The sequence below is a fragment of the Streptomyces justiciae genome, from assembly GCF_015163075.1.
Classification (GTDB): Bacteria; Actinomycetota; Actinomycetes; order Streptomycetales; family Streptomycetaceae; genus Streptomyces; species Streptomyces justiciae.
The window spans coordinates 1-19,658 of sequence record NZ_JADDXU010000017.1; the positions used below are offsets into that span (position 1 = coordinate 1).

A 19,658-nucleotide genomic window follows, 5' to 3' on the forward strand; every position below is an offset into this window, starting at 1 on the left:
GGATCGCCCTGCACACCAAGGTCCGCGCGGACCGCGTCGCCGAGTACGAGGCCGCCCACCGCGAGGTCCCGAAGGAACTGACCGACGCCATCCGCGCCGCGGGCGCGACCTCCTGGACGATCTGGCGCAGCGGCACCGACCTCTTCCACGTCCTGGAGTGCGAGGACTACGGCCGACTCCTCGCCGAACTGGAGAAGCTGCCGGTCAACGTCGCCTGGCAGGCGAGGATGGCGGAGCTGCTGGACGTCGTCCACGACTACAGCAATGAAGAGGCCGGTCTCCCCGTCGTGTGGGAGCTGCCATGACCGTCGTCGACGCGCACCACCACCTCTGGGACCTGGCGGTGCGCGACCAGGACTGGATCGCGGAAGGCAGCCCGATCCGGCGGGACTTCACCGTCGACGACCTCGCCGCCGAGACGCGGGCCGCCGGTGTCGACCGGACGGTGCTCGTGCAGACGGTCACCGTCGCGGAGGAGACCCCCGAGTTCCTCGCACTCGCGGCGGCCCACGACCTGATCGCGGGTGTGGTCGGCTGGACCGACCTGACGAGCCCTGCCGTGACCGACGAACTGGCCCGGTTGCGCGAGCTCCCGGGCGGCCGGTTCCTCAAGGGCATCCGGCACCAGGTCCAGGGCGAGCCGGACCCTGAGTGGCTGCTGCGGCCGGACGTGCTCCAGGGCCTTGCCGCGGTGGCGGCGGCGGGCCTGGTGTACGACCTGGTGGTCCTGCCCCATCAACTCCCGGCGTGCGCGAAGGCGGCCGCCCTACTGCCGCAACTCACCTTCGTCCTCGACCACTTGGGCAAGCCGCCGATCGCATCCGGAGCCCTGGACCCCTGGACCACCGACCTGCGTGCCCTCGCGGCCCTGCCCAACACCGTCGCCAAACTCTCGGGGTTGGTCACGGAAGCCGACCCCGCGCACTGGACCGTCGACGACCTCCGCCCGTACGCGGAGACGGCCCTGGACACCTTCGGTCCGGACCGCCTCATGTGGGGCTCGGACTGGCCGGTGTGCCGACTGGCGGCGAGCTACGGCCAAGTGCTCGATGCCACACGTCAGTTGGTCGGCACGGACACCCGGATCTTCGGGGCGACCGCCGGCCGCGTCTACGACCTCTGAGCCACCCCCGCCAGTCGCGTCGGCGGCAGGTACTCCCGTACGTACGTCCGCTCCCAGCACGCGCCCGTCCGACGCATCTCACGCCAACTCGTGTACCGGTAGCGGAACAGCCGGGCGCGGATGTAGCGGGGCGGGGCGTCGGGCGGGAACGGGGAGCGGCGGAGCAGCTTCAGGGTGGCGCGGTCGTTCTCCAACAGCCGCTCCACGAAGGTGCCGAACCAGGACCCCGCGTACCCGGGCGACAGGGCCGCGAACCACATCAGCCAGTCGAGCCGCAGGTGGTACGGGGCGAACTGGCGCGGCCAGTGCCGGGGATTGCCGGGCTTGCCCTTGAACTCGTACTCCCGCCAGTCCGAGTCCTCCCGCGGCACGTCGTCGGCCGTGCCCTCGACCACCACCTCGTAGCGGATGCGGCTGACGCTGCCGAACGCGCCGTAGGTGTTGACCAGATGGAGCGGGTCGAAGGAGCGGTTCATGATCTGGCGGCGGGAGACCATGTTCGTCACCGGGTGGTAGCTGAGATAGACGAGCAGCGCGGCGACCGCCAGGACGACGATCTCGTACCAGAGCGGTGCGTCGGGCGTCGACGGGGCGTCGTACGGGAACTCCACCGCCGACAGGGCCAGCACGATGGTGATCCAGTTCAGCCAGGAGAAGTTGCCCGACAGGACCAGCCACAGCTGGGTGACGATCATCAGCGCGGCGGCCGCCGTCGCGAGTGGCTGCGGGGTGAAGAGGAGGACGGGGACCACGAGTTGGGTGAAGTGGTTCGCGGCCACCTCGACCCGGTGCAGCGGGCGCGGGAGATGGTGGAAGAACCAGCTCAGCGGGCCAGGCATCGGCTGGGTCTCGTGATGGTGGTCCAGGCACGTCAGCTTCCGCCAGCACGCGTCCCCGCGCATCTTGATCAGCCCCGCCCCGAACTCCACCCGGAACAGGATCCAGCGCAGCAGGAACAGCACCACGATCGGCGGCGCCACGTCGTCGTTGCCCAGGAAGACGGCCAGGAACCCGACTTCGAGCAGCAGGGACTCCCAGCCGAACGCGTACCAGGTCTGGCCGACGTTGACGATCGACAGGTACAGCAGCCAGGGCAGCAGCCACAGCAGCATGCCCGCCCACAACGGGAGTCGGGAGTTCAGGCCCGCGAGCAGGGCCGCCGACACCGCGCAGCCCGACCACGCGCAGGCGGCGAAGAAGCGGTCCGAGTAGTGGAGATGGAACAGGCTCGGGGCCGCCTTGAAGGGCATCCGCTCGACATAGCGGGGGATCGGCAGCAGGCCGCGTGAACCGAGCAGCGCGCGGAACTGGAGGGCCGCGGTGAGGAAGGCGACGAGATACACGCCGGCCAGAGCCCGCTGGAAGACCAGCCGGCTCAGCCAGTAGTCGGATGCGGTGAACCAGTCCACGGCCAGGTGCTCCTCCCTGCCATTGTCGCGCGGGCAGCCTAGGTCACTCTCCGCGTACCGCACCCTCCGCTTGCGTAACCCAAGTGAGTGAAGCAAACAATGGTGACGAACTGCCCGGCATGAGGCGGGAGACCACGGTGCGTACCTTCACCGGAACCTTCGTCACGTCCTGCGCGCTCTCGGCGGCGCTGATCGTCGCCGGCTGCGCAGGCGGCAACGACACCCAGGCGAGCGGGGAGCTCTTCCTCCAGCCCGCCGCGGCCCAGGGACCCGACCCCTTCACGGCGTCCACGGCGACCGCGACGGCCACCCCCTCGCCCGTCACCCGAACGCAGCAACCACAGCAGTCGGGCGTCCGGGCCGTCTCCGGCGCCACACCCGGCCTCTACGGCGGCACCGCGCGGACCGGCAGCTGTGACGTGAACCGGCAGATCGAGCACCTGACCACCGACCCGGCGAAGGGGCGCGCCTTCGCGCAGGTCGCGGGCGTCACGCAGGCCTCGATCCCCAGCTATCTGCGCTCCCTCACCTCGGTCGTGCTGCGCGCGGACACCCGCGTCACCAACCACGGCTACCGGGCCGGAGAGGCCACCAGCTTCCCGTCCGTCCTCCAGGCCGGCACCGCCGTCCTCGTCGACAACCGGGGCGTACCGCGGGTCCGCTGCGCCTGCGGCAATCCGCTGACGCCCTCGGCGGCGCAGAGCGGGAACGCCGGGGCCAAGGGGCAGTCCTGGTCCGGCTACCGGCCCGACCGGGTGATCGTGGTGACCCCCGCACCCCAGGTCGTCACCCACATCACGATCATCAACGTCGTCGACAACACCTGGATCGAGCGGCGCTGCGGACACGACGTACGCCATGACCACGTCGTACCCCGGCCGGAGCCGGTGACGCCGGTGCCGACCTCCGCGGCGACCACGCCCGCCACGCTCAGCCCGTCGGAGAGCGCGTACCCGAGCGTGAGCGAGAACTCCCCGTCCGACTCCGACGAGGAGTACCTGACGCCCGACTGCGTCACCCCGACCGTCACCGTCACCCCCGGCACGCCCCTCCCCGCGACCTCCGGCACGCAGGGCCCCGCCTGCCCCGCCGTCACCGTCACGGCGCCGCCCCCGACGACCGCGCCTCAGACCCCGACCGTCCCGGACGTGCCCTCGGCCGCGGAGCCCACGGACACCTCGCAGGACGTCGGTCCCGAGACCGTCCCGGACACCCCCGACCTGCCCGACGGTGGCGGGCTCATCCCGGACAGCCCCGACGAACCGAGCGGCGCCGACGAGCCCGCCACCACCGACAGCATCTTCGACAGCCCCACCGACGTCTTCGGCGACTGATGGCCCGCGGCAACTGACGGTCCCCAGTCGAAGAATCGGACAAATCCTGGCAAGGTGGCCCCATGGTTGATCGGGGAGCGAGCGCCCTGTCACTCCCGGACGACTGGCCCGCCCACCCGGACCCGATTCTGGCGCTCAACCGCATGGGCAGCTTCGACTGGGACCTGGACACCGGTCTGTTCCACATGGACGCGCAGGCCCACGAGGTCTTCGACCTGCGCCCCGACGAATACGACGGCCACCCCGAGACCCTCGCGGTCCGGGTCCCGGCCCCGGAGGGCTACCGGCTGGACGCCCTGGTCTCCCAGGCGATGAAGGACGGCAGCGAGAACTACGGCACCTACTTCCGCATCCGCTGCCGCGACGGCTCCCTGCGCTGGACCCACACCCAGGGCTACATCCGGCGCGACGAGACGGGCCGCCCGCGCCGGATCGTCGGCATCGTCCGCGACGCCACCCAGGAGCTCGACGACCTTGCGGCCCGCCGCGAACAGGCCAGTCAGGACGCCGCCCGGCAGGAGCAGACCAACGTCGTCCAGCTCACCACGGCCGCCCTCGCCTACGCCCGCTCGGTCGACGACGTCATCGAGGTCCTGAAAGACACCCACGGCCTCACCCACCTCGGCGCCACCAGCCTGGTCATGGGCCTGGTCGAGGCGGGCCGCATCCGGCTGATCGCCGAGGGCCCCGCGGGCAGCTTCGTGCCCGGCACCGACGTCACGGGCATCGACGAGCAGTACCCGATGAGCGAGGTCGTACGGACCCTGACCCCGCGCTTCATCGAGTCACCCGAGGAGTTCGCCGAGAGCTACCCGCTGCTGTGGCCGCACATCACCGGCCTGAACATCACCGCCGCCGCCTACCTCCCGCTGATCGCCCAGGCCAGACCGATCGGCGCGATGGGCCTGCTCTACAGCGACCGGAGCGGCTTCTCGCCCGAGGACCGCAACGTCCTCGTCGCCCTCGGCAGCAGCATCGCGCAGAGCCTGCAGCGGGCCATGTTCTACGAGCAGGAGAAGGACCTCGCCTCCGGGCTCCAGCAGGCCATGCTGCCGCGCACCATCCCCAGCGTGCGCGGCGCCGACGTCGCCGTCCGCTACCGCGCCGGCTCCGCCGCGGGCTCCCTCGGCCGGGACATCGGCGGCGACTGGTACGACCTCATCCCGCTCCCCGGCGGCCGGGTCGGCGCGGTCATCGGCGACGTCCAGGGCCATGACACCCACGCCGCCGCCGTCATGGGCCAGCTGCGGATCGTGCTGCGCGCCTACGCCGCCGAGGGCCACACGCCCGCCACGGTCATGGCCCGCGCCTCCGTCTTCCTCCACGAACTCGACACCGACCGCTTCGCGACCTGCCTCTACGCCGAGGCCGACCTCGCCACCGGAGTCGTCCAGGTCGTCCGGGCCGGCCACATCGACCCGCTGGTGCGTCAGGCCGACGGCAGCTGCCGCCGGGTCCCCGTAGAGGGCGGCCTTCCGCTCGGCCTGTCCGCCGAGTTCGGCAGCCTCGAATACCCCGTCGCCACCATCGAACTCGACCCCGGCAACACCCTGCTGCTCTGCACCGACGGCCTGGTCGAACAGCCCGGCGCCGACCTCGACGACGGCATGCAGACCCTCACCGCGCTCATCGGCTCCGGCCCCGCCGACGTACGCGACCTTGCCGACAAGCTCATCGACGTGGCCGAGGAACGCGGCGGCGACGACGACGTCGCCCTGCTCCTGCTGCGCCGCCGGGGCCTCGACGCCCCGCAGTCCGGCGGTCGGCTCCAGCAGCACGTCGCCCCCGGTGACCCGGAGGCGCTGTCCGAGGCCCGGCACATGATTCGGGCCGCCGTCCGGGCCTGGGGCTCGGGCGACCGGGCCGACGAGATCGAGCTGGTCGCCGACGAGATGATCACCAACGCCCTGATGCACACCGAGGGCTCCGCCATCGTCACCCTCAGGGTCCTGGCCGGCTCCGAACGCCGGCTGCGCGTCGAGGTCGAGGACTCCTCCAGCGCCCTGCCGCGCCGCCGGGAGGCGGGGGAGTCGGGGGTCTCCGGCCGTGGTCTGCTCCTCGTCGACCTGCTCACCGACGTGTGGGGGGTGGAGGCGCGGGGCGGCGGCAAGTGCGTGTGGTGCGAGTTCATCGTCCCGGGACGCGCGTGACGGGGGATGGCACCCTGGACGTATGCCGGAACTCCCCGAGGTGGAAGCGCTCAAGGACTTCCTCACCGAGCACCTGGTCGGCCACGAGATCGTCCGGGTGCTGCCCGTCGCGATCAGTGTCCTGAAGACGTACGATCCACCGCTCGCCGCCCTTGAAGGACGCGAGGTCACCGCCGTGCACCGGCACGGCAAGTTCCTCGACCTCGTCACGGACGGCGGCCCGCACTTCGTGACCCATCTGGCCCGCGCGGGCTGGCTGCACTGGAAGGACGAGCTGCCCAGCGGCATGCCCCGCCCCGGCAAGGGCCCGCTCGCCCTGCGGGTGGCCCTGGAGACCGGCGCCGGGTTCGACCTGACGGAGGCCGGCACCCAGAAGCGCCTTGCCGTGTACGTCGTCCAGGACCCCCAGGAGGTCCCGGGCGTGGCCCGCCTCGGCCCCGACCCGCTCGCCGACGATTTCGACGAGGCGCGCCTCGCGGGACTCCTGGCGAACGAACGGCGCCAACTCAAGGGCGCCCTGCGCGACCAGAGCCTCATCGCGGGGGTCGGCAACGCCTACAGCGACGAGATCCTGCACGCGGCGAAGATGTCCCCCTTCAAACTCGCCGCGTCCCTCACCCCCGAGGAGACGACCCGCCTCTACGCGGCCCTGCGCGACACCCTCACCGAGGCCGTCGAACGCTCGCACGGTGTGGCCGCCGGGCGCCTGAAGGCGGAGAAGAAGAGCGGCCTCAGGGTCCACGGCCGCACCGGCGAGCCCTGCCCGGTGTGCGGCGACACCATCCGCGAGGTCTCCTTCAGCGACTCCTCGCTCCAGTACTGCCCCACCTGCCAGACCGGCGGCAAGCCGCTCGCGGACCGCAGGATGTCGCGGCTCCTCAAGTAGTGGGGACACGGCGCTGGGCGACCGGCGCCCCCGTGAAGGCGTCCAGGAGGACCCGGTCGCCGAGCTTCCGCTTCAGCTCCACCGTGACCTTCTGAAGCAGCAACTGGTCGGTGCAGTCACCGTCGCTCGCCCCGACGATCGACCCCGACAGCACCACGCTGCCGGCTGTCTCCCGTACGTCCACGGCGGCCCCGTCGTCGCAGGCGCCGTGCCCCGCGAGGACCGTGACCGACCGGCCGTCCGGGCTGACCTTCACCAGCTGCTGGAGTTCCATCAGGTCGTCCGTGGCGTTCTCGAGCGGTTCGATCGGCGAGTCGGGCAGCACCGACGGCTCCAGGGCGACGCGCTTGAGCGGGGTGTCGTATCCGTCCAGGGTGAACAGCCAGGCCGGTACGGTGGCCGGCCCGCGGCTGGTGACGAGGGTCGCCTTGCCGAGCTTCACCGCCGTCACGGTCAGATGCGGTCCGTCGTCGCCGCCGCGGGCGATACTGTCGTACGCCTTCCGCGCGTCCATCAGGGGCAGGCTGAGCGAACTCCCGCTCTCCCACTCGACCTTGCCCTTCTCCGGTGCGTCGGCGGGCAGTTCGGCGTCCAGGACGTAGTTCTCGGTGGCGTACGCCCTCTTGTCGTCCTCGTCGCGGAAGGCGTGCTCGGGGAGTTGGACGACGTCCGACAACGGGTAGTAGCCCGCGCGCCACACCTCGGCGGCCTTCGAGCCGTCCCATGCGGCGGCCACGTCACGGGCGCGGTCCTTCGACTCGGCGGACCCGGCGCCGTCGTCGGCCCTCTCGCTGCCGCAACCGGTCGCGAAGAGAGCAAAAGGTACGAGGACGGCGAGAGTTCGCGCGATCTGTGCCCGCATGTCTTCCCCCAGGATCGAACGTATCGGTCCTGAGACGCGGGAAGCGGGCCCGGCGTTCGAGCGGATTCAGGGGGACTTGAGGGTCACCAGGTGTTCATTGTCCGAGGAGCGCACCTCGTAGCGGGCGATCTGGTCGGGGTGGAGCGACGACGAGCCCTGCATGGTGAGTTCACGGGCGTCGTGGCGCGGGACGTTCCAGGTGGTGACCGTCTCCTCGGAGCCGTCCGTGCCGACGATGACCAGACGACAGGTGCGGGGACCCGCCCCGTCCTTCACCTTCAGTTCCAGCTGGCTGCCCGAGGTGTAGTCCTCGGCGGTCACCTGCGCCCACACGCCGGACCGCGCGTCCGTGGCGTCGATCTGCACTGCGTTCTCCCCACCGCCCGCGAGGACCACGAGCCCGGGCCCGGCCACCGCGAAGGCGACGGTGGCCGCGACCGCGCAGAGAAAGCGCCGGCGTCCGGCCCGGTGCCGCGCCCCGACCTCGGAGAGCAGCCGGTCCAGCAGCCGGGGGCCGGGCTTGGCCAACGGGCTGACGAACTGGGGGGTCGAGCGCCGGTACAGCAGCAACTGCCGGGTGATCGGGCCGAATTCGGTGACATGCGCGGCGCACCTCGGGCATTCCATGAGGTGGTCCTCAAAACGGAACGCGTCCGCCTCGTCCAGCACGCCGAGCGCGTACGCGGCGACGTCGCGATGCCTCTCCTGGGACCTCATGGGGAATCCTCGTGCCGTTGGGTGCGGGTGGGGTTACTCCTTGCTCCCACCGGTACGCACCGGACCGCCGAATCACTCAAGCCCCGCACAGAATCGCAACCAAGGGATTCGGAGCGGCCGGACACGAGGATTGGTCCCGTTCGAAAAAAGTCCGGGACGCGTTGAACGCGGGCAGGGTGTGGCTAGAACAGGTGGATGGCCAGATGCCCCAGCGGCAGCCCGAGCTGCCAGGCCGGGGTCCACACCTTCGGGCCCTCGTCCTCGCCGATCACCGGGGCGCCGCCCGGCACCGCGTTCAGATCGGGGGCGAGCAGCTCGGTCTCCTGGAGCCAGCGCCAGGCCGCCTCCGCGAGGTCCAGGTCCGGGTCCGGCCCACCGGAATCGATGACCTCGGCCGTGAGTCCCGCCATGCGTTCACGGACCCAGTCCTGCCAGGGCTGGTCGTACGCCGTCAGCGACAGCCACGTCTCCAGCTGGGAGACGACCCGGATGCCGGACAGCTCGCCGTCGGTGTCGGACAGGAAGATGGTCAGCGCGAGGGCGTCCCGCCCGGCGCGGAACTCGAAGGACGTCGGCGGCATGAGATCGCCGGTCCGCAGCAGCTCGTCGGCGATGTACTCGGCGTACAACCAGGCCATGGGAACGGTGAGTTCACCGCCGTCGGCGCCGTCCGTGCTCTCTTGACCTCTGTGCAGCATCCCTTCCTGCCTTCCTCCGGTGCGTGCGCGTCGCCCGTCGCCGGGCCCCCAGTCGGGAACACGGATGAAGACAGCCGATTACTCAACCATGGTCCTCAGCAAGGCGCTTTGCGAAGGCTTTGCTTCACCATGAGTTTCATCGCAGGTCGGCCGCATAGCCCGGAAGGACCCGGCGCAGGGCGCGCAGCGCGTAGTACGCGCGGGACTTCACGGTACCGGGAGGAATTCCGAGGGTTTCCGCGGCTTCCGCCACACTCGCCCCCTGGAAGTACACGAGCACCAGGACTTCACGGTGCTCCGGAGTGAGTGTCTTCACAGCCTCGCGCACATCGAGGGCCGCGGCGGCCCGCTCGGCGTGGTCGGCGCACACCCGCGCGTTCTCCAGGATCGCGTCGCCGACCTCCGGCGGCCGCGCCTGCCGGGCCCGCCGCGCGTCGATCGCGAGCCGCCGTCCCACGGTCAGCAGCCAGGGCCGTACGGAGTCGAAGTCGTCGGCGCGCAGCGCCTCGGGGTGTTGCCAGGCGCGGACGAGGGTCTCCTGGACCAGGTCCTCGGCGCGCTGCCGGTCTCCGTCGCACAGCCGGAGGAGCAGCGCGAAGAGAGGCCGGCCGTGCTCCCGCTGCAGTGCGGCGAGCTCGTGCTCGGCGGTCGTCCCGTTCGTGAGCGTGGTTCCGGCCGTCATGGCCGTATGGCATCGCAGGGTGACGGTGAGGGACAGGGCGTGCGCGCGGATCTGCGGCGGGCGGTCGATCGCGTCGACGAACGGTACGACGAACGGTCCCCTCCGCCTCGCCCAACGGTTGAAAGAAGGCCGCCGGTCCGTTTGCGGCTGTGTTCATCTTCGTACTTATTTGTGCGTAAATATGATCACAGTGGGGTGAGCTGATGATTGCACGCAGTCGACAAGTGGCCCTGGCCCTGACCGCGCTCCTCGCCGCGGGCGCCGCCTGCCAGGCCCGGGGCCACGAGGAACCCGACCCACCCGCCCGCAGCGGCCAACCGGCCCCGTCCGGCGACACCGCCCGCGGCTTCACACTCGTCGCCTCCGGCGACGTCCTCCCGCACTCCTCCATCATCGACCGCGCCCGCTTCGATGCGGGCGGCGCCGGCTACGACTTCCGCCCGATGCTCTCCGGCGTCGAACCGCTCGTCTCCCGCGCCGATCTGGCGCTGTGTCACATGGAGACCGTCTACGGCGCGAACGGCGACTACACCGGCTATCCCGCCTTCAAGTCCCCGCCCGAGGTCGCCGAGGGCCTCGCCGCCACCGGCTACGACGGCTGCTCCACCGCCTCCAACCACAGCCTCGACGACGGCGCCGACGGCATCCGCCGCACCCTCGACGCCCTCGACCGCCAGGGCGTACGGCACGCCGGGACCGCCCGCACCGAGGACGAGGCGCGCACGGTCACGATCCTGCGCGCGGGCGCCGCGAAGGTCGCCCACCTCTCCTACACCTACGACACCAACGGCTATCCGCTGCCCGCCGGTCAGCCCTGGGCCGTCAACCTCATCGACGAGAACAGGATCATCGGCGACGCGCGGGCCGCGCGGGCGGCGGGTGCCGACGTGGTCGTGGTCTCGGTGCACTGGGGCACGGAGTGGCAGGACGCCCCCGACGACCGCCAGCTCACGCTGGCCCGCTCGCTCACCGCCGCCCGCACCGGCGACCGCCCCGACATCGACCTGATCCTCGGCACCCACGCCCACATCCCGCAGGCCTACGAGAAGGTCAACGGCACCTGGGTCATCTACGGCATGGGCGACCAGATCGCCGGCGAGATGTTCAACTACGAGGGCGCCCAGGACCCGCGCGGCAACCAGTCCACGATCGGCCGCTTCACCTTCGCCCCGCCCGCGCGACCGGGTGGCCGCTGGGAGGTGCGGAAGGCGGAGTTCGTCCCGCAGCTGTTCGACATCGACGCCGGCCGGGTGGTCAACCTCAACAAGGCGATCGAGAGCGGCGCCGATCTGAGCGGTGTGCGCGACCGCATCCGCGAGGTGGTGCTGAGCCGGGGTGCGGCGAAGGACGGGCTGACGATGGGGGAGTAGGTCAGTCGACGTTCACCTCGTCGAAGGTGCGCAGCATCTCCTTCAGGACGCGCCGGCACGCCGTGAGCTCGGCCTCGGTCAGATCCCCGCCGACCTGCCGGTTCAGGGCGTGCTCGCGCGCGAGGATCGCATCGATGAGCGCCTCGCCCGCGCCCGTGATCCGGATCAGCGAGGACCGCTGGTGCGCGGGGTTCGGCGTGACCTCCACCCATTCCTCGGCCACCGCGTCGTTGACCATCCGCTGCACGAACTGCCGGGTCAGCGCCATGATCCGGGCCATCTGAGGCACCGTCATGGGCCCGTAGCGGCGCAGCAGGACGAGGACGGAGCGGACGCCGACGGAGACTCCCTCCTCCTTCTCGGCCTGTTCGAGCTTGCGCAGGCCGCGCCGGTAGAGCGCGCCGATCAGATCGAACACCTCGGAGACGCGGTCGCCGAGGTCGTCGGGGGAGAGCGGGGCGGAGTCGGGGGAGAGCGGGGTGTCGTCGTCGTTCACGGAGTCATCATGCACCCGTCCATCATGACAACTGGGTTGTCAAAGTCGCCAGAAGATGACACCTTGGTTGTCATGACAGTGACTTCGGAACTGAGCTACTTCCCGTCCACCGACGGCGACCTCGCCTACCGCGACACCGGCAGCGGCGACCTCGTGGTCCTGCTCCACTCCGGCTACGTCGACCACCGCCTCTTCGAGGACCAGACACCGGCACTGGTCGCCGCCGGGTACCGGGTGGTCGCCGTGGACGTCCGCGGACACGGCTGGTCCGCCAACGCGAGCGAGCCCTTCCGCTGGGCCGACGACCTCGCCTGCCTGCTCCGGCACCTCGACGCCGGCCCGGCCGTCCTCGCCGGCGTCTCCATGGGCGGCGCCATCGCCGGCGACACCGCGATCGAATACCCGGAACTGGTCCGGGGGATCGTGCTGAGCGGGGCGTCCGTCAGTGACTTCCAGTACACCTACGAGAAGACCCGGGAGGTCGTGGCCGAATCGGCCCGCACCCTGCGCTCCGGTGACATCGAGGCGTGGCTGAAGGTGTTCCTGCGGGCCATGGCGGGCCCGTTCCGCACCGCGGACGACATCGACCCGGTCATCCTGGACCGGCTGCGCGAGATGGCCCTGCACACCATCGCCAAGCACACGCCGGACGAGCGCGACTGGCACGTCCCCATGACCGACACCTGGCCGCGGGTGCGGAAGATCGACGTACCGGTCCTCATGATCAACGGCGCCCTCGACTCACCGGACCTGATCGCCGACGCCGAACTCTTCGCCCACACGGCCCGCAAGGGCCGCTCGGTCATCGTCGAGGGCGCCGCGCACTTCCCCAACCTGGAGAAGCCCGAGGAGTTCAACAGCCTCCTGCTGGACTTCCTGCGGGATCTGTAGAGGCATCCGGGCGGTACCAGGGGCCTCCGAGGGTGCCTACGGCACCACCGTCACCGGCCACCGCCCGGCCTTGACCAGTCGGATCGCGACCGAGCCGACGATCCGGTGGCCGGCCTGCTCCGAGGCGCCCACCACCACCGCGTCCGCCTTGAGTTCGTCCGCCGCCTTCACCAGGCCGCTGTACGGGTCGCCGCGGAACGTGTGGAACTCCCAGCGCACGTCGAATATCCCCTTCGTGCGCTCGGTGGCCTCCCGGATCTGGGCGACCAGGTCCTCGGCGATCTCGTCGGTCGTCTCGGCGACCGGCGCGCCCATCGCCGCCCCCGCCGCCATCACCGGCCGCACGTACACGACGGCGAGGAGCGCGTGCTGGCGGCGGGCCAGGCCGCCGGCATATGCCGCGGCCCGGAGGGAGGAATCGGAGCCGTCCACTCCCACGACGATGACCTTCGGCCCGTCCGTGCCCCGCTCGAACTGGTGCGAGTGCTGTTCCGTCACGGCACGGAGGCTATCGGAAAGCGCAGGTCCCGCCCGCACGCGGGACCTCCCGACGGGCGAGGTCGGCGGTCAGTTCCTACAGTCGGAACATGAGTGCCACCGTCGAGGCCGCCCCGGCGAAGGACAGCAAGGGCCCGATACGACGGCCCGGCAGCGGCCTCCTCAGCAGGGTGCCCGAAGGCTTCGCCACGTTCTTCGGCGCCCTGGGACTGCTCTGTCTGCTGCTGGCCTTCATCCCGCCGCTGCGCGGACCGCTGCGTCCCGTCGTGCGCTTCCTCGACGTGCTCATCGTCCCGGTCAGCGCCAACCTCGCCTACGCCGTCTTCCTCTTCCTCCTCGCCGGCGCGACCGCCGCCCGCAAACGCGTCGCCTGGTGGCTGGTGGTCGTCTACCTCGGCCTGCTCGTCCTCGTCGACGTCCTCGGCGTGGTCGTCGGCCTGTACGCCGACTCCGTCCCGTCCCTGGTGGTGTGCTGCCTGGCGCTCGCCCTGCTCGTCGTCGCCCGCGGCGAGTTCTACGCCGACTCGCGCCGGGGCGCGGTGCGCCGGGCCATCGGGGTGCTGCTCCTCGGCCTGCTCCTCGGCATCCTCGTCGGCTGGGGCCTGGTCGAGCTGTTCCCCGGCACGCTGCCGCGCGGCCAGCGGCTGCTCTGGTCGGCCAACCGGGTCTGCGGCGGCCTGGTCTCCGGCCGCTCCTTCGACGGTGCCCCGCCGCGCGCCCTGTTCTTCCTGCTCGGCCTCTTCGGCGCCCTCGCGCTGCTCAACGCCGCCGCCACCCTCTTCCGCTCCCAGCGCATGGAAGCCGCCCTGCACGGCGACGAGGAGGACCGCATCCGCGCCCTGCTGGGGGCCTACGGCGACCGGGACTCCCTCGGCTACTTCGCCACCCGCCGCGACAAGGCCGTCGTCTTCTCCACCAGCGGCAAGGCCGCCGTCACCTACCGCGTCGAAGCCGGCGTCTGCCTCGCCAGCGGCGACCCTGTCGGCGACCGCGAGGCCTGGCCGCACGCCATCGCCGCCTGGCTCGACGCGGCCCGCCGGCACGGCTGGGCGCCCGCCGCGATGGGCGCCTCCGAGGACGGCGCCAAGGCCTTCGCCCGCGCCGGACTCGGCGCCCTCCAGCTCGGCGACGAGGCGATCCTGAACGTCGCCGACTTCGACCTGAACGGCCGCGACATGCGCGTCACCCGGCAGGCCGTGCACCGCGTGCGCCGCACCGGCGCCCACTGCCGCATCCGCCGGCACTCCACTCTCACCGACACCGAGATGGAGGAGGTCGTCGACAAGGCCGACGCCTGGCGCGACACCGAGACCGAACGCGGCTTCTCCATGGCCCTGGACCGCCTCGGCGACCCGGCCGACGGCGACTGCCTCCTCGTGGAAGCCCTCGGCGAGGACGGCAAACTCCTCGCCCTGCTCTCCTTCGTGCCCTGGGGCCGCGACGGCGTCTCCCTGGACCTGATGCGCCGTGACCGCAGCGCCCCCAACGGCGTCATGGAGTTCATGGTCGCCGAACTCTGCGCGGCCGCCCCGAAGCTGGGCGTCCGAAGGATCTCCCTCAACTTCGCCGTCTTCCGCTCGGTCTTCGAGGAGGGCGCCCGCATCGGCGCCGGACCGGTCCTTCGGCTCTGGCGCAGGCTCCTCCTGTTCTTCTCCAAATGGTGGCAACTGGAGGCCCTGTACCGCTCCAACGCCAAGTACAAGCCCGAGTGGTACCCCCGCTTCATCTGCTACGGAGAGACCGGCGCCCTCGCCCGCATCGGCCTCGCCTCCGGAATCGCCGAGGGCTTTGTCTCCGTACCGTCGCTGCGCAAACTCTGGGGAAAGGGGCACCCGAAGGCCGGGCCGCGGCCGGCCACCACCGAAGGCCTGCCGTCGCTGTCGGCGCTCGGCCTCGCCGGAGGGGACGAGGCCGGGACCGACGACCCGGACGCGGGCCTGCCCGAACAGGCCCGCGTCCGCCGCCGCAAACTGGCCCGGCTCAGGGCCGAGGGCATCGACCCCTATCCGGTCGGAATCCCCGCCCGCACCCATGCCCTCGCCGACGTCCGCGACGGCGAGCAGGTCACCGTCGCGGGGCGGATCATGCGGGTGCGGGACTTCGGCGGCATCGTCTTCGTCACGCTGCGCGACTGGTCCGGGGACCACCAACTCGCCCTCACCCAGGAGGGCGTGGACCGCTTCAGGTCGGACACCGACATCGGCGACCACATCACCGCCACCGGCACGGCCGGCGCCAGCGACAAGGGCGAACCGACCGTCTTCGTCAGCTCCTGGCAGCTGATCGGCAAGTGCCTGCGTCCCCTGCCCGACAAACGCCGCGGCCTCACCGACCCCGAGACCAAGGTCCGCATGCGCTACCTCGACCTCGTCGCCAGTCCCGACGCCCGCGACGTCGTCCGCGCCCGCTCCACCGCCGTACAGGCCCTGCGCCAGGGCCTCCTGGAACGCGGCTACCTCGAGGTCGAGACACCGATGCTCCAGCAGATCCACGGCGGCGCCAACGCCCGCCCCTTCACCACCCACATCAACGCCTACGACCTCGACCTGTACCTGCGCATCGCCCCAGAGCTGTACCTGAAACGGCTCTGCGTCGGCGGCCTCGAAAAGGTCTTCGAGATGGGCCGCACCTTCCGCAACGAGGGCGTCTCCTACAAGCACAACCCCGAGTTCACGATGCTGGAGGCCTACCAGGCCTTCGCCGACTACGACGTCATGCTCGACCTCACCCGCGAACTCATCCAGGGCGCCGCCACCGCGGCCTTCGGCACACCCGTCGCCCGCAAGGACGGGCAGGAGTACGACATCTCGGGGGCCTGGCCGGTCAAGACCGTCTACGGCGCGATCTCCGAGGCGCTGGGCGACGAGGTCACCGCCGACACCGAACTCGCCCGGCTGCACCGGCTGTGCGACCGCGCCGGAGTGCCGTACACCCCCGACGACGGCCGCGGCGACGTCGTCCTCGAAATGTACGAACGCCTCGTCGAGGAGAAGACGCAGCTGCCCACCTTCTACAAGGACTTCCCGACCGACGTCTCCCCGCTCACCCGCCAGCACCGCGAGGACCCGCGGCTCGCCGAGCGCTGGGACCTCGTCGCCTTCGGCACCGAACTCGGCACCGCCTACTCCGAACTCACCGACCCCGTCGAACAGCGCCGCCGCCTCACCGCGCAGTCGCTGCTCGCCGCCGGGGGAGACCCGGAGGCGATGGAACTCGACGAGGACTTCCTCGACGCCCTGGAGTACGCGATGCCGCCCACCGGCGGGCTCGGCATCGGCGTCGACCGGCTGGTCATGTTCCTCACGGGGCTGACGATCCGTGACACCCTCCCGTTCCCCCTCGTGCGCCGCCACTGACGGCCCGTCATAGGCCGGGCGGGTGTATTCCTGCCGCCGCACCGGTGCTGTCCTGGTGCGTCGGCCCCGGTTCGGGCGACTGATGAGTCATGACGAAGGATCAGTTGCTCACCCGGCTGCTCACGCGACGCCGGGCCCTGCTCGCCGGTGCCGCCGCCGTCGGCGCGGCCGGCACCGCCGGGCTGTTCGCGACGCTCGGCGGCGAGGACCCGGTCAAGCCCCCGCTCCCGGCCGCCGGCCCCCCGGCCCGCCGCCCGCTCAAGCCCTCCGCCTACCGGCTCCAGCCCCTGACCGGATACGGCCCGCCCCGCACCGCCCCCGGCCGGACCCCGGTCCGCCGCGAACCGCTGCTGCGCATGCAGGGACGCGGCCGGACCATGGTGCTGACCTTCGACGACGGACCGGACCCGCGCTACACGCCCGCCGTCCTCGACACCCTCGCCGAGTACGACGTCCGCGCGATGTTCTTCGTCTGCGGCGAGATGGCCGTCGACAACAAGGACCTGCTGGAACGCATGTCCGATGAGGGGCACATCGTCGGCAACCACACCTGGTCCCACCCTCTGCTGACCCGCCTCAGCCGCGGCCGCATCCGCTCCGAGATGGAACGCACCAGCGACGTCATCGAGGAGGCCTACGGCGAACGCCCCCAGTGGTTCCGCGCGCCCTACGGCGCCTGGAACCGCGCCGCCTTCCAGCTCGGCGCCGAACTCGGCATGGAACCCCTCGCCTGGACCGTCGACACCCTCGACTGGACCACCCCCGGCGCCCGCACCATCGAACGGCGGGTAGAGAACGGCGCCGCCCCCGGCGTCGTGGTGCTCTCGCACGACGCCGGGGGCGACCGCTCCCAGAGCGTCCGGGCGCTGCGCGAATATTTGCCGCAACTCCTGGACTCCGGATATCACGTCACCGTCCCGAGACGGCATTACGCCTGACCCGGATCGCCGGCCCGCCCGGTCGGGGAACGCTCAGCGGACCTCGACCAGGCGGGCGAACGCGACGACGTTCCCGGCATAACCGTTCTGCTTCGAGAAACCGCCTCCGCAGGTGATGACCCGCAATTCGGGAGTGCCCTTGGAGCCGTAGACACGGTCGCCCGGGAAGTTCTGCTTCTCGAAGACCTCGATGCCGTAGATCTCGAAAACGGCCGTCTTCCCGTCCTTGCGCCGCACCTCGACGCGATTTCCCTTCTTCAGCGCACCGAGTCCGTAGAACACGGCGGGCCCCGACTTGTTGTCGACATGGCCCACCACCACGGCGGTGCCCTTCTCGCCCGGCGAGACCGCGCCGGTGAACCAGCCCGCCAGGTTCGGGTCCTCCGGCGGCGGCGCGCCCACCCAGCCCTCGGTGTCCAGACCGACGGGCATGACCGGCGCGTCCACCTGGATCGCGGGAATCCGCACCCGCTCGGGTTCGGAGAACGACAGAGGCGTCGCCGACCCGGAGAAGGTCCCGGGCACACGACTGTCCGCCGCAGCCGCTGTCGCCGGCTGCGGCGGACCCACGTCGAACTCTCCCGAACCGTTCCGAATGAGCGCGAGGCCGGTCAGCAGAACAAGCGCTATCACGCCCCAAGGAGCGCGCCTCTTCCGCTGCTCCTCCTCTTCGGCCAGATCGGCCAGCTCGGACGCAGACATTCGCATTCCCCTCTCGACGCGGCCGTCGCCACGTCAGTCGCGCATACGAGCACGCTAAGTGCCGGACACGGAACCGGCGACGGGGCAAAGGCGAACGGGTGGCCGCCACCGGTGTGGGTGCGCCATCCGAGTTGACGCTCCCAGGAAATTTCTGACGGTCCGTGACCTGCGGCAATATCCGATTGTGCGCTTTTCGGTCGGCGTGTCCTCTCACCAGGACGGACCATCGCCGAAATGCGCCCGCGTGCACGGCATCTGAGGGTCTTTCTGGGAGGCGCTTTCTCGCCGATCCACCGGGAACCGTTCCCGGGGGCGTCTTCCGCGGAGGATCACATGCGTACCACTCGTGCCCTGGCGGCCTCTGCCGCCGCGGTCGCCGCCCTGGGCCTCGCCGCCCCCGCCGCCGTCGCCGACGGCATGAACTCCCCGTCCAACGTCACCGCCCTGCCGAGCGCCATCGCCCGCGGCGGGCAACTGAACATCACCGTCAACAACTGCAACGCGCCCGCGACCGCCAGCTCCGACGCATTCCCGACGGTCACTCTGACCTCGTCCGGCGGCCTGGCGAGCGGCACCGCCAGGGTCGACAACAACGCCCGACAGGGATCGCACAGCATCACGGTCATGTGCGCCAACGGGCGTCTGACGAACCCGACCGCCTTCACCGTCATCGGCGCTGTGCGCGGCGGTCTCGGCGGCAGCAGCTCCGCCGGTGCCACCCCGACAGACATGGCGATCGGCGGCGGGCTCGTCGCCGCGGCCGTCGTCGGCGGCGGGCTGTTCTGGATGCGCCGCCGCTCCGAGAAGCGGATCTGATCCCCGCTCCTCCTTCGCCGTCACGCATCGCACGTAACAGGCCTTCGCCCCGGAACCTCTTCCAAGGTCCGGGGCGAAGGCCTGTGCGGCGATACCCGCGGTGCGGTCAGGCGCCGTCCTCGCCGGTGCGGCGCCGGGAGAAGTGGTACGCCGCCCCGACCGAGCCGGCGATGAGCGCGGCGCCCAGTCCGATCTCCTTGAGGTCGAAACCGGCGACACTGCCGCCCTCACCGGCGTGCACCCCGCGGTCGGGGTACAGCGGCTGGGTGGTCGGGGTGGTGCGGCCGGTGGCGATGGTCAGGTCCGTCGAACCGCTCACGCCGTTGCAGGAGAACGTCACCTTGTAGACCGCGCCCGGTTTGGCGTCCCAGTCGACCACCGCCGTCGCCGACGAGCGGTTGCCCGGGATGGTGATCGTGTCGAACACCCCCGAGCTGACGGTCGCGGACCCGGTGCAGCCGCCGCTGTCCCGGTCCAGTTGCAGGGTGACCTGGCCGCCCGCGGCGATCGTGGAGGGCATGACGCTGAAGCCGAACGGCGTGATGTTGCCGCCGCCGGACGCCACGGCGGCCGGAGCGGAGAGGGCGAGGGCGCCTACGCCCAGCAGTGCGGCCGAAGCTACGCGTATCGCGCGCATGGTGAGTCCTCCGGGTCCCCGAGGAGCAGCTGCGGACCTTTTCCGCCTTTGCCGGAAATGCACCTCGATGATCGGAACGCTAGGAAGGTACGC

19 protein-coding genes are annotated in these 19,658 nt (G+C 71.1%); 10 read left to right on the forward strand and 9 right to left on the reverse strand.

What is annotated here, in order from left to right; all coding sequences use genetic code 11:
• The first annotated feature begins 2 nt into the window (after nucleotides 1-2).
• Together IQ210_RS35915 and IQ210_RS35920 are read left to right on the forward strand one after the other, a co-directional pair.
• The gene (locus IQ210_RS35915) at nucleotides 3-305 is read left to right on the forward strand and encodes an L-rhamnose mutarotase (protein ID WP_322657491.1); all 303 of its coding nucleotides are present in this window, start codon (nucleotides 3-5) and stop codon (nucleotides 303-305) included.
• Complete coding sequence (locus tag IQ210_RS35920; protein WP_194083413.1) at nucleotides 302-1,123, forward strand: amidohydrolase family protein; 822 nt, start codon at nucleotides 302-304, stop codon at nucleotides 1,121-1,123. Before IQ210_RS35915 ends, IQ210_RS35920 begins: the two co-directional genes overlap by 4 nt.
• On the opposite strand, the gene IQ210_RS35925 is transcribed toward IQ210_RS35920, so the two are convergent.
• Nucleotides 1,111-2,532, reverse strand: a complete 1,422-nt coding sequence (locus IQ210_RS35925) for a lipase maturation factor family protein (RefSeq protein ID WP_194083414.1) — start codon at nucleotides 2,530-2,532, stop codon at nucleotides 1,111-1,113. The two genes, IQ210_RS35920 and IQ210_RS35925, sit on opposite strands and share 13 nt — an antisense overlap.
• A gap of 83 nt (nucleotides 2,533-2,615) precedes the next feature.
• Here IQ210_RS35925 and IQ210_RS35930 point away from each other — a divergent pair, with 83 nt between their 5' ends.
• The 3 genes from IQ210_RS35930 to IQ210_RS35940 all read left to right on the forward strand — a co-directional run bounded on the left by IQ210_RS35930 (nucleotide 2,616) and on the right by IQ210_RS35940 (nucleotide 6,902).
• Nucleotides 2,616-3,866, forward strand: coding sequence for a DUF6777 domain-containing protein (locus IQ210_RS35930; RefSeq protein ID WP_322657494.1), 1,251 nt, complete (start codon nucleotides 2,616-2,618; stop codon nucleotides 3,864-3,866).
• Nucleotides 3,867-3,928: 62 nt separating this feature from the next.
• Nucleotides 3,929-6,016, forward strand: a complete 2,088-nt coding sequence (locus tag IQ210_RS35935; protein ID WP_194083415.1) for a SpoIIE family protein phosphatase — start codon at nucleotides 3,929-3,931, stop codon at nucleotides 6,014-6,016.
• Between the two features lie 22 nt (nucleotides 6,017-6,038).
• On the forward strand, nucleotides 6,039-6,902 hold the full coding sequence (locus IQ210_RS35940; protein WP_194083416.1) for an Fpg/Nei family DNA glycosylase: 864 nt from the start codon (nucleotides 6,039-6,041) through the stop codon (nucleotides 6,900-6,902).
• Here the strand turns inward: IQ210_RS35940 and IQ210_RS35945 are convergent.
• The 4 genes from IQ210_RS35945 to IQ210_RS35960 form a co-directional block, all read right to left on the reverse strand.
• On the reverse strand, nucleotides 6,895-7,764 hold the full coding sequence (locus IQ210_RS35945) for a hypothetical protein (protein ID WP_194083417.1): 870 nt from the start codon (nucleotides 7,762-7,764) through the stop codon (nucleotides 6,895-6,897). The two genes, IQ210_RS35940 and IQ210_RS35945, sit on opposite strands and share 8 nt — an antisense overlap.
• Before the next feature lie 66 nt (nucleotides 7,765-7,830).
• Nucleotides 7,831-8,481 carry a zf-HC2 domain-containing protein gene (locus IQ210_RS35950; RefSeq protein ID WP_194083418.1) on the reverse strand — a complete coding sequence of 217 codons (651 nt, stop codon included), beginning with the start codon at nucleotides 8,479-8,481 and terminating at the stop codon, nucleotides 7,831-7,833.
• Between the two features lie 182 nt (nucleotides 8,482-8,663).
• On the reverse strand, nucleotides 8,664-9,179 hold the full coding sequence (locus tag IQ210_RS35955) for a hypothetical protein (protein WP_194083419.1): 516 nt from the start codon (nucleotides 9,177-9,179) through the stop codon (nucleotides 8,664-8,666).
• 136 nt (nucleotides 9,180-9,315) lie between these two features.
• Nucleotides 9,316-9,861, reverse strand: a complete 546-nt coding sequence (locus tag IQ210_RS35960) for a sigma-70 family RNA polymerase sigma factor (RefSeq protein WP_194083420.1) — start codon at nucleotides 9,859-9,861, stop codon at nucleotides 9,316-9,318.
• 203 nt (nucleotides 9,862-10,064) lie between these two features.
• On the opposite strand from IQ210_RS35960, the gene IQ210_RS35965 reads away from it, so the two are divergent.
• Nucleotides 10,065-11,231, forward strand: a complete 1,167-nt coding sequence (locus tag IQ210_RS35965) for a CapA family protein (protein ID WP_194083421.1) — start codon at nucleotides 10,065-10,067, stop codon at nucleotides 11,229-11,231.
• 1 nt (nucleotide 11,232) lies between these two features.
• Here IQ210_RS35965 and IQ210_RS35970 read toward each other — a convergent pair whose 3' ends face one another.
• Nucleotides 11,233-11,727, reverse strand: a complete 495-nt coding sequence (locus IQ210_RS35970) for a MarR family winged helix-turn-helix transcriptional regulator (RefSeq protein WP_194083422.1) — start codon at nucleotides 11,725-11,727, stop codon at nucleotides 11,233-11,235.
• 72 nt (nucleotides 11,728-11,799) lie between these two features.
• Between IQ210_RS35970 and IQ210_RS35975 the strand changes: the two genes are divergently transcribed.
• Entirely contained in the window at nucleotides 11,800-12,618 is an 819-nt protein-coding gene (locus IQ210_RS35975) for an alpha/beta fold hydrolase (RefSeq protein ID WP_194083423.1), read from the forward strand.
• A 36-nt stretch (nucleotides 12,619-12,654) separates the two neighbouring features.
• Here the strand turns inward: IQ210_RS35975 and IQ210_RS35980 are convergent, their stop codons facing one another.
• Nucleotides 12,655-13,116: a universal stress protein gene (locus tag IQ210_RS35980; protein ID WP_194083424.1), complete on the reverse strand. Its 462-nt coding sequence runs from the start codon at nucleotides 13,114-13,116 to the stop codon at nucleotides 12,655-12,657.
• 89 nt (nucleotides 13,117-13,205) lie between these two features.
• Between IQ210_RS35980 and lysX the strand changes: the two genes are divergently transcribed.
• The gene (gene lysX, locus IQ210_RS35985; protein ID WP_194083425.1) at nucleotides 13,206-16,472 is read left to right on the forward strand and encodes a bifunctional lysylphosphatidylglycerol synthetase/lysine--tRNA ligase LysX; all 3,267 of its coding nucleotides are present in this window, start codon (nucleotides 13,206-13,208) and stop codon (nucleotides 16,470-16,472) included.
• Between the two features lie 89 nt (nucleotides 16,473-16,561).
• The gene (locus IQ210_RS35990; protein ID WP_194083426.1) at nucleotides 16,562-17,410 is read left to right on the forward strand and encodes a polysaccharide deacetylase family protein; all 849 of its coding nucleotides are present in this window, start codon (nucleotides 16,562-16,564) and stop codon (nucleotides 17,408-17,410) included.
• 33 nt (nucleotides 17,411-17,443) lie between these two features.
• Here IQ210_RS35990 and IQ210_RS35995 read toward each other — a convergent pair whose 3' ends face one another.
• Nucleotides 17,444-18,112: a class F sortase gene (locus IQ210_RS35995; protein WP_194083427.1), complete on the reverse strand. Its 669-nt coding sequence runs from the start codon at nucleotides 18,110-18,112 to the stop codon at nucleotides 17,444-17,446.
• A 333-nt stretch (nucleotides 18,113-18,445) separates the two neighbouring features.
• Here IQ210_RS35995 and IQ210_RS36000 point away from each other — a divergent pair, with 333 nt between their 5' ends.
• Nucleotides 18,446-18,928, forward strand: a complete 483-nt coding sequence (locus tag IQ210_RS36000; RefSeq protein ID WP_194083428.1) for a hypothetical protein — start codon at nucleotides 18,446-18,448, stop codon at nucleotides 18,926-18,928.
• Between the two features lie 106 nt (nucleotides 18,929-19,034).
• On the opposite strand, the gene IQ210_RS36005 is transcribed toward IQ210_RS36000, so the two are convergent.
• Complete coding sequence (locus IQ210_RS36005) at nucleotides 19,035-19,565, reverse strand: hypothetical protein (protein ID WP_194083429.1); 531 nt, start codon at nucleotides 19,563-19,565, stop codon at nucleotides 19,035-19,037.
• Between the last annotated feature and the right edge of the window lie 93 nt (nucleotides 19,566-19,658).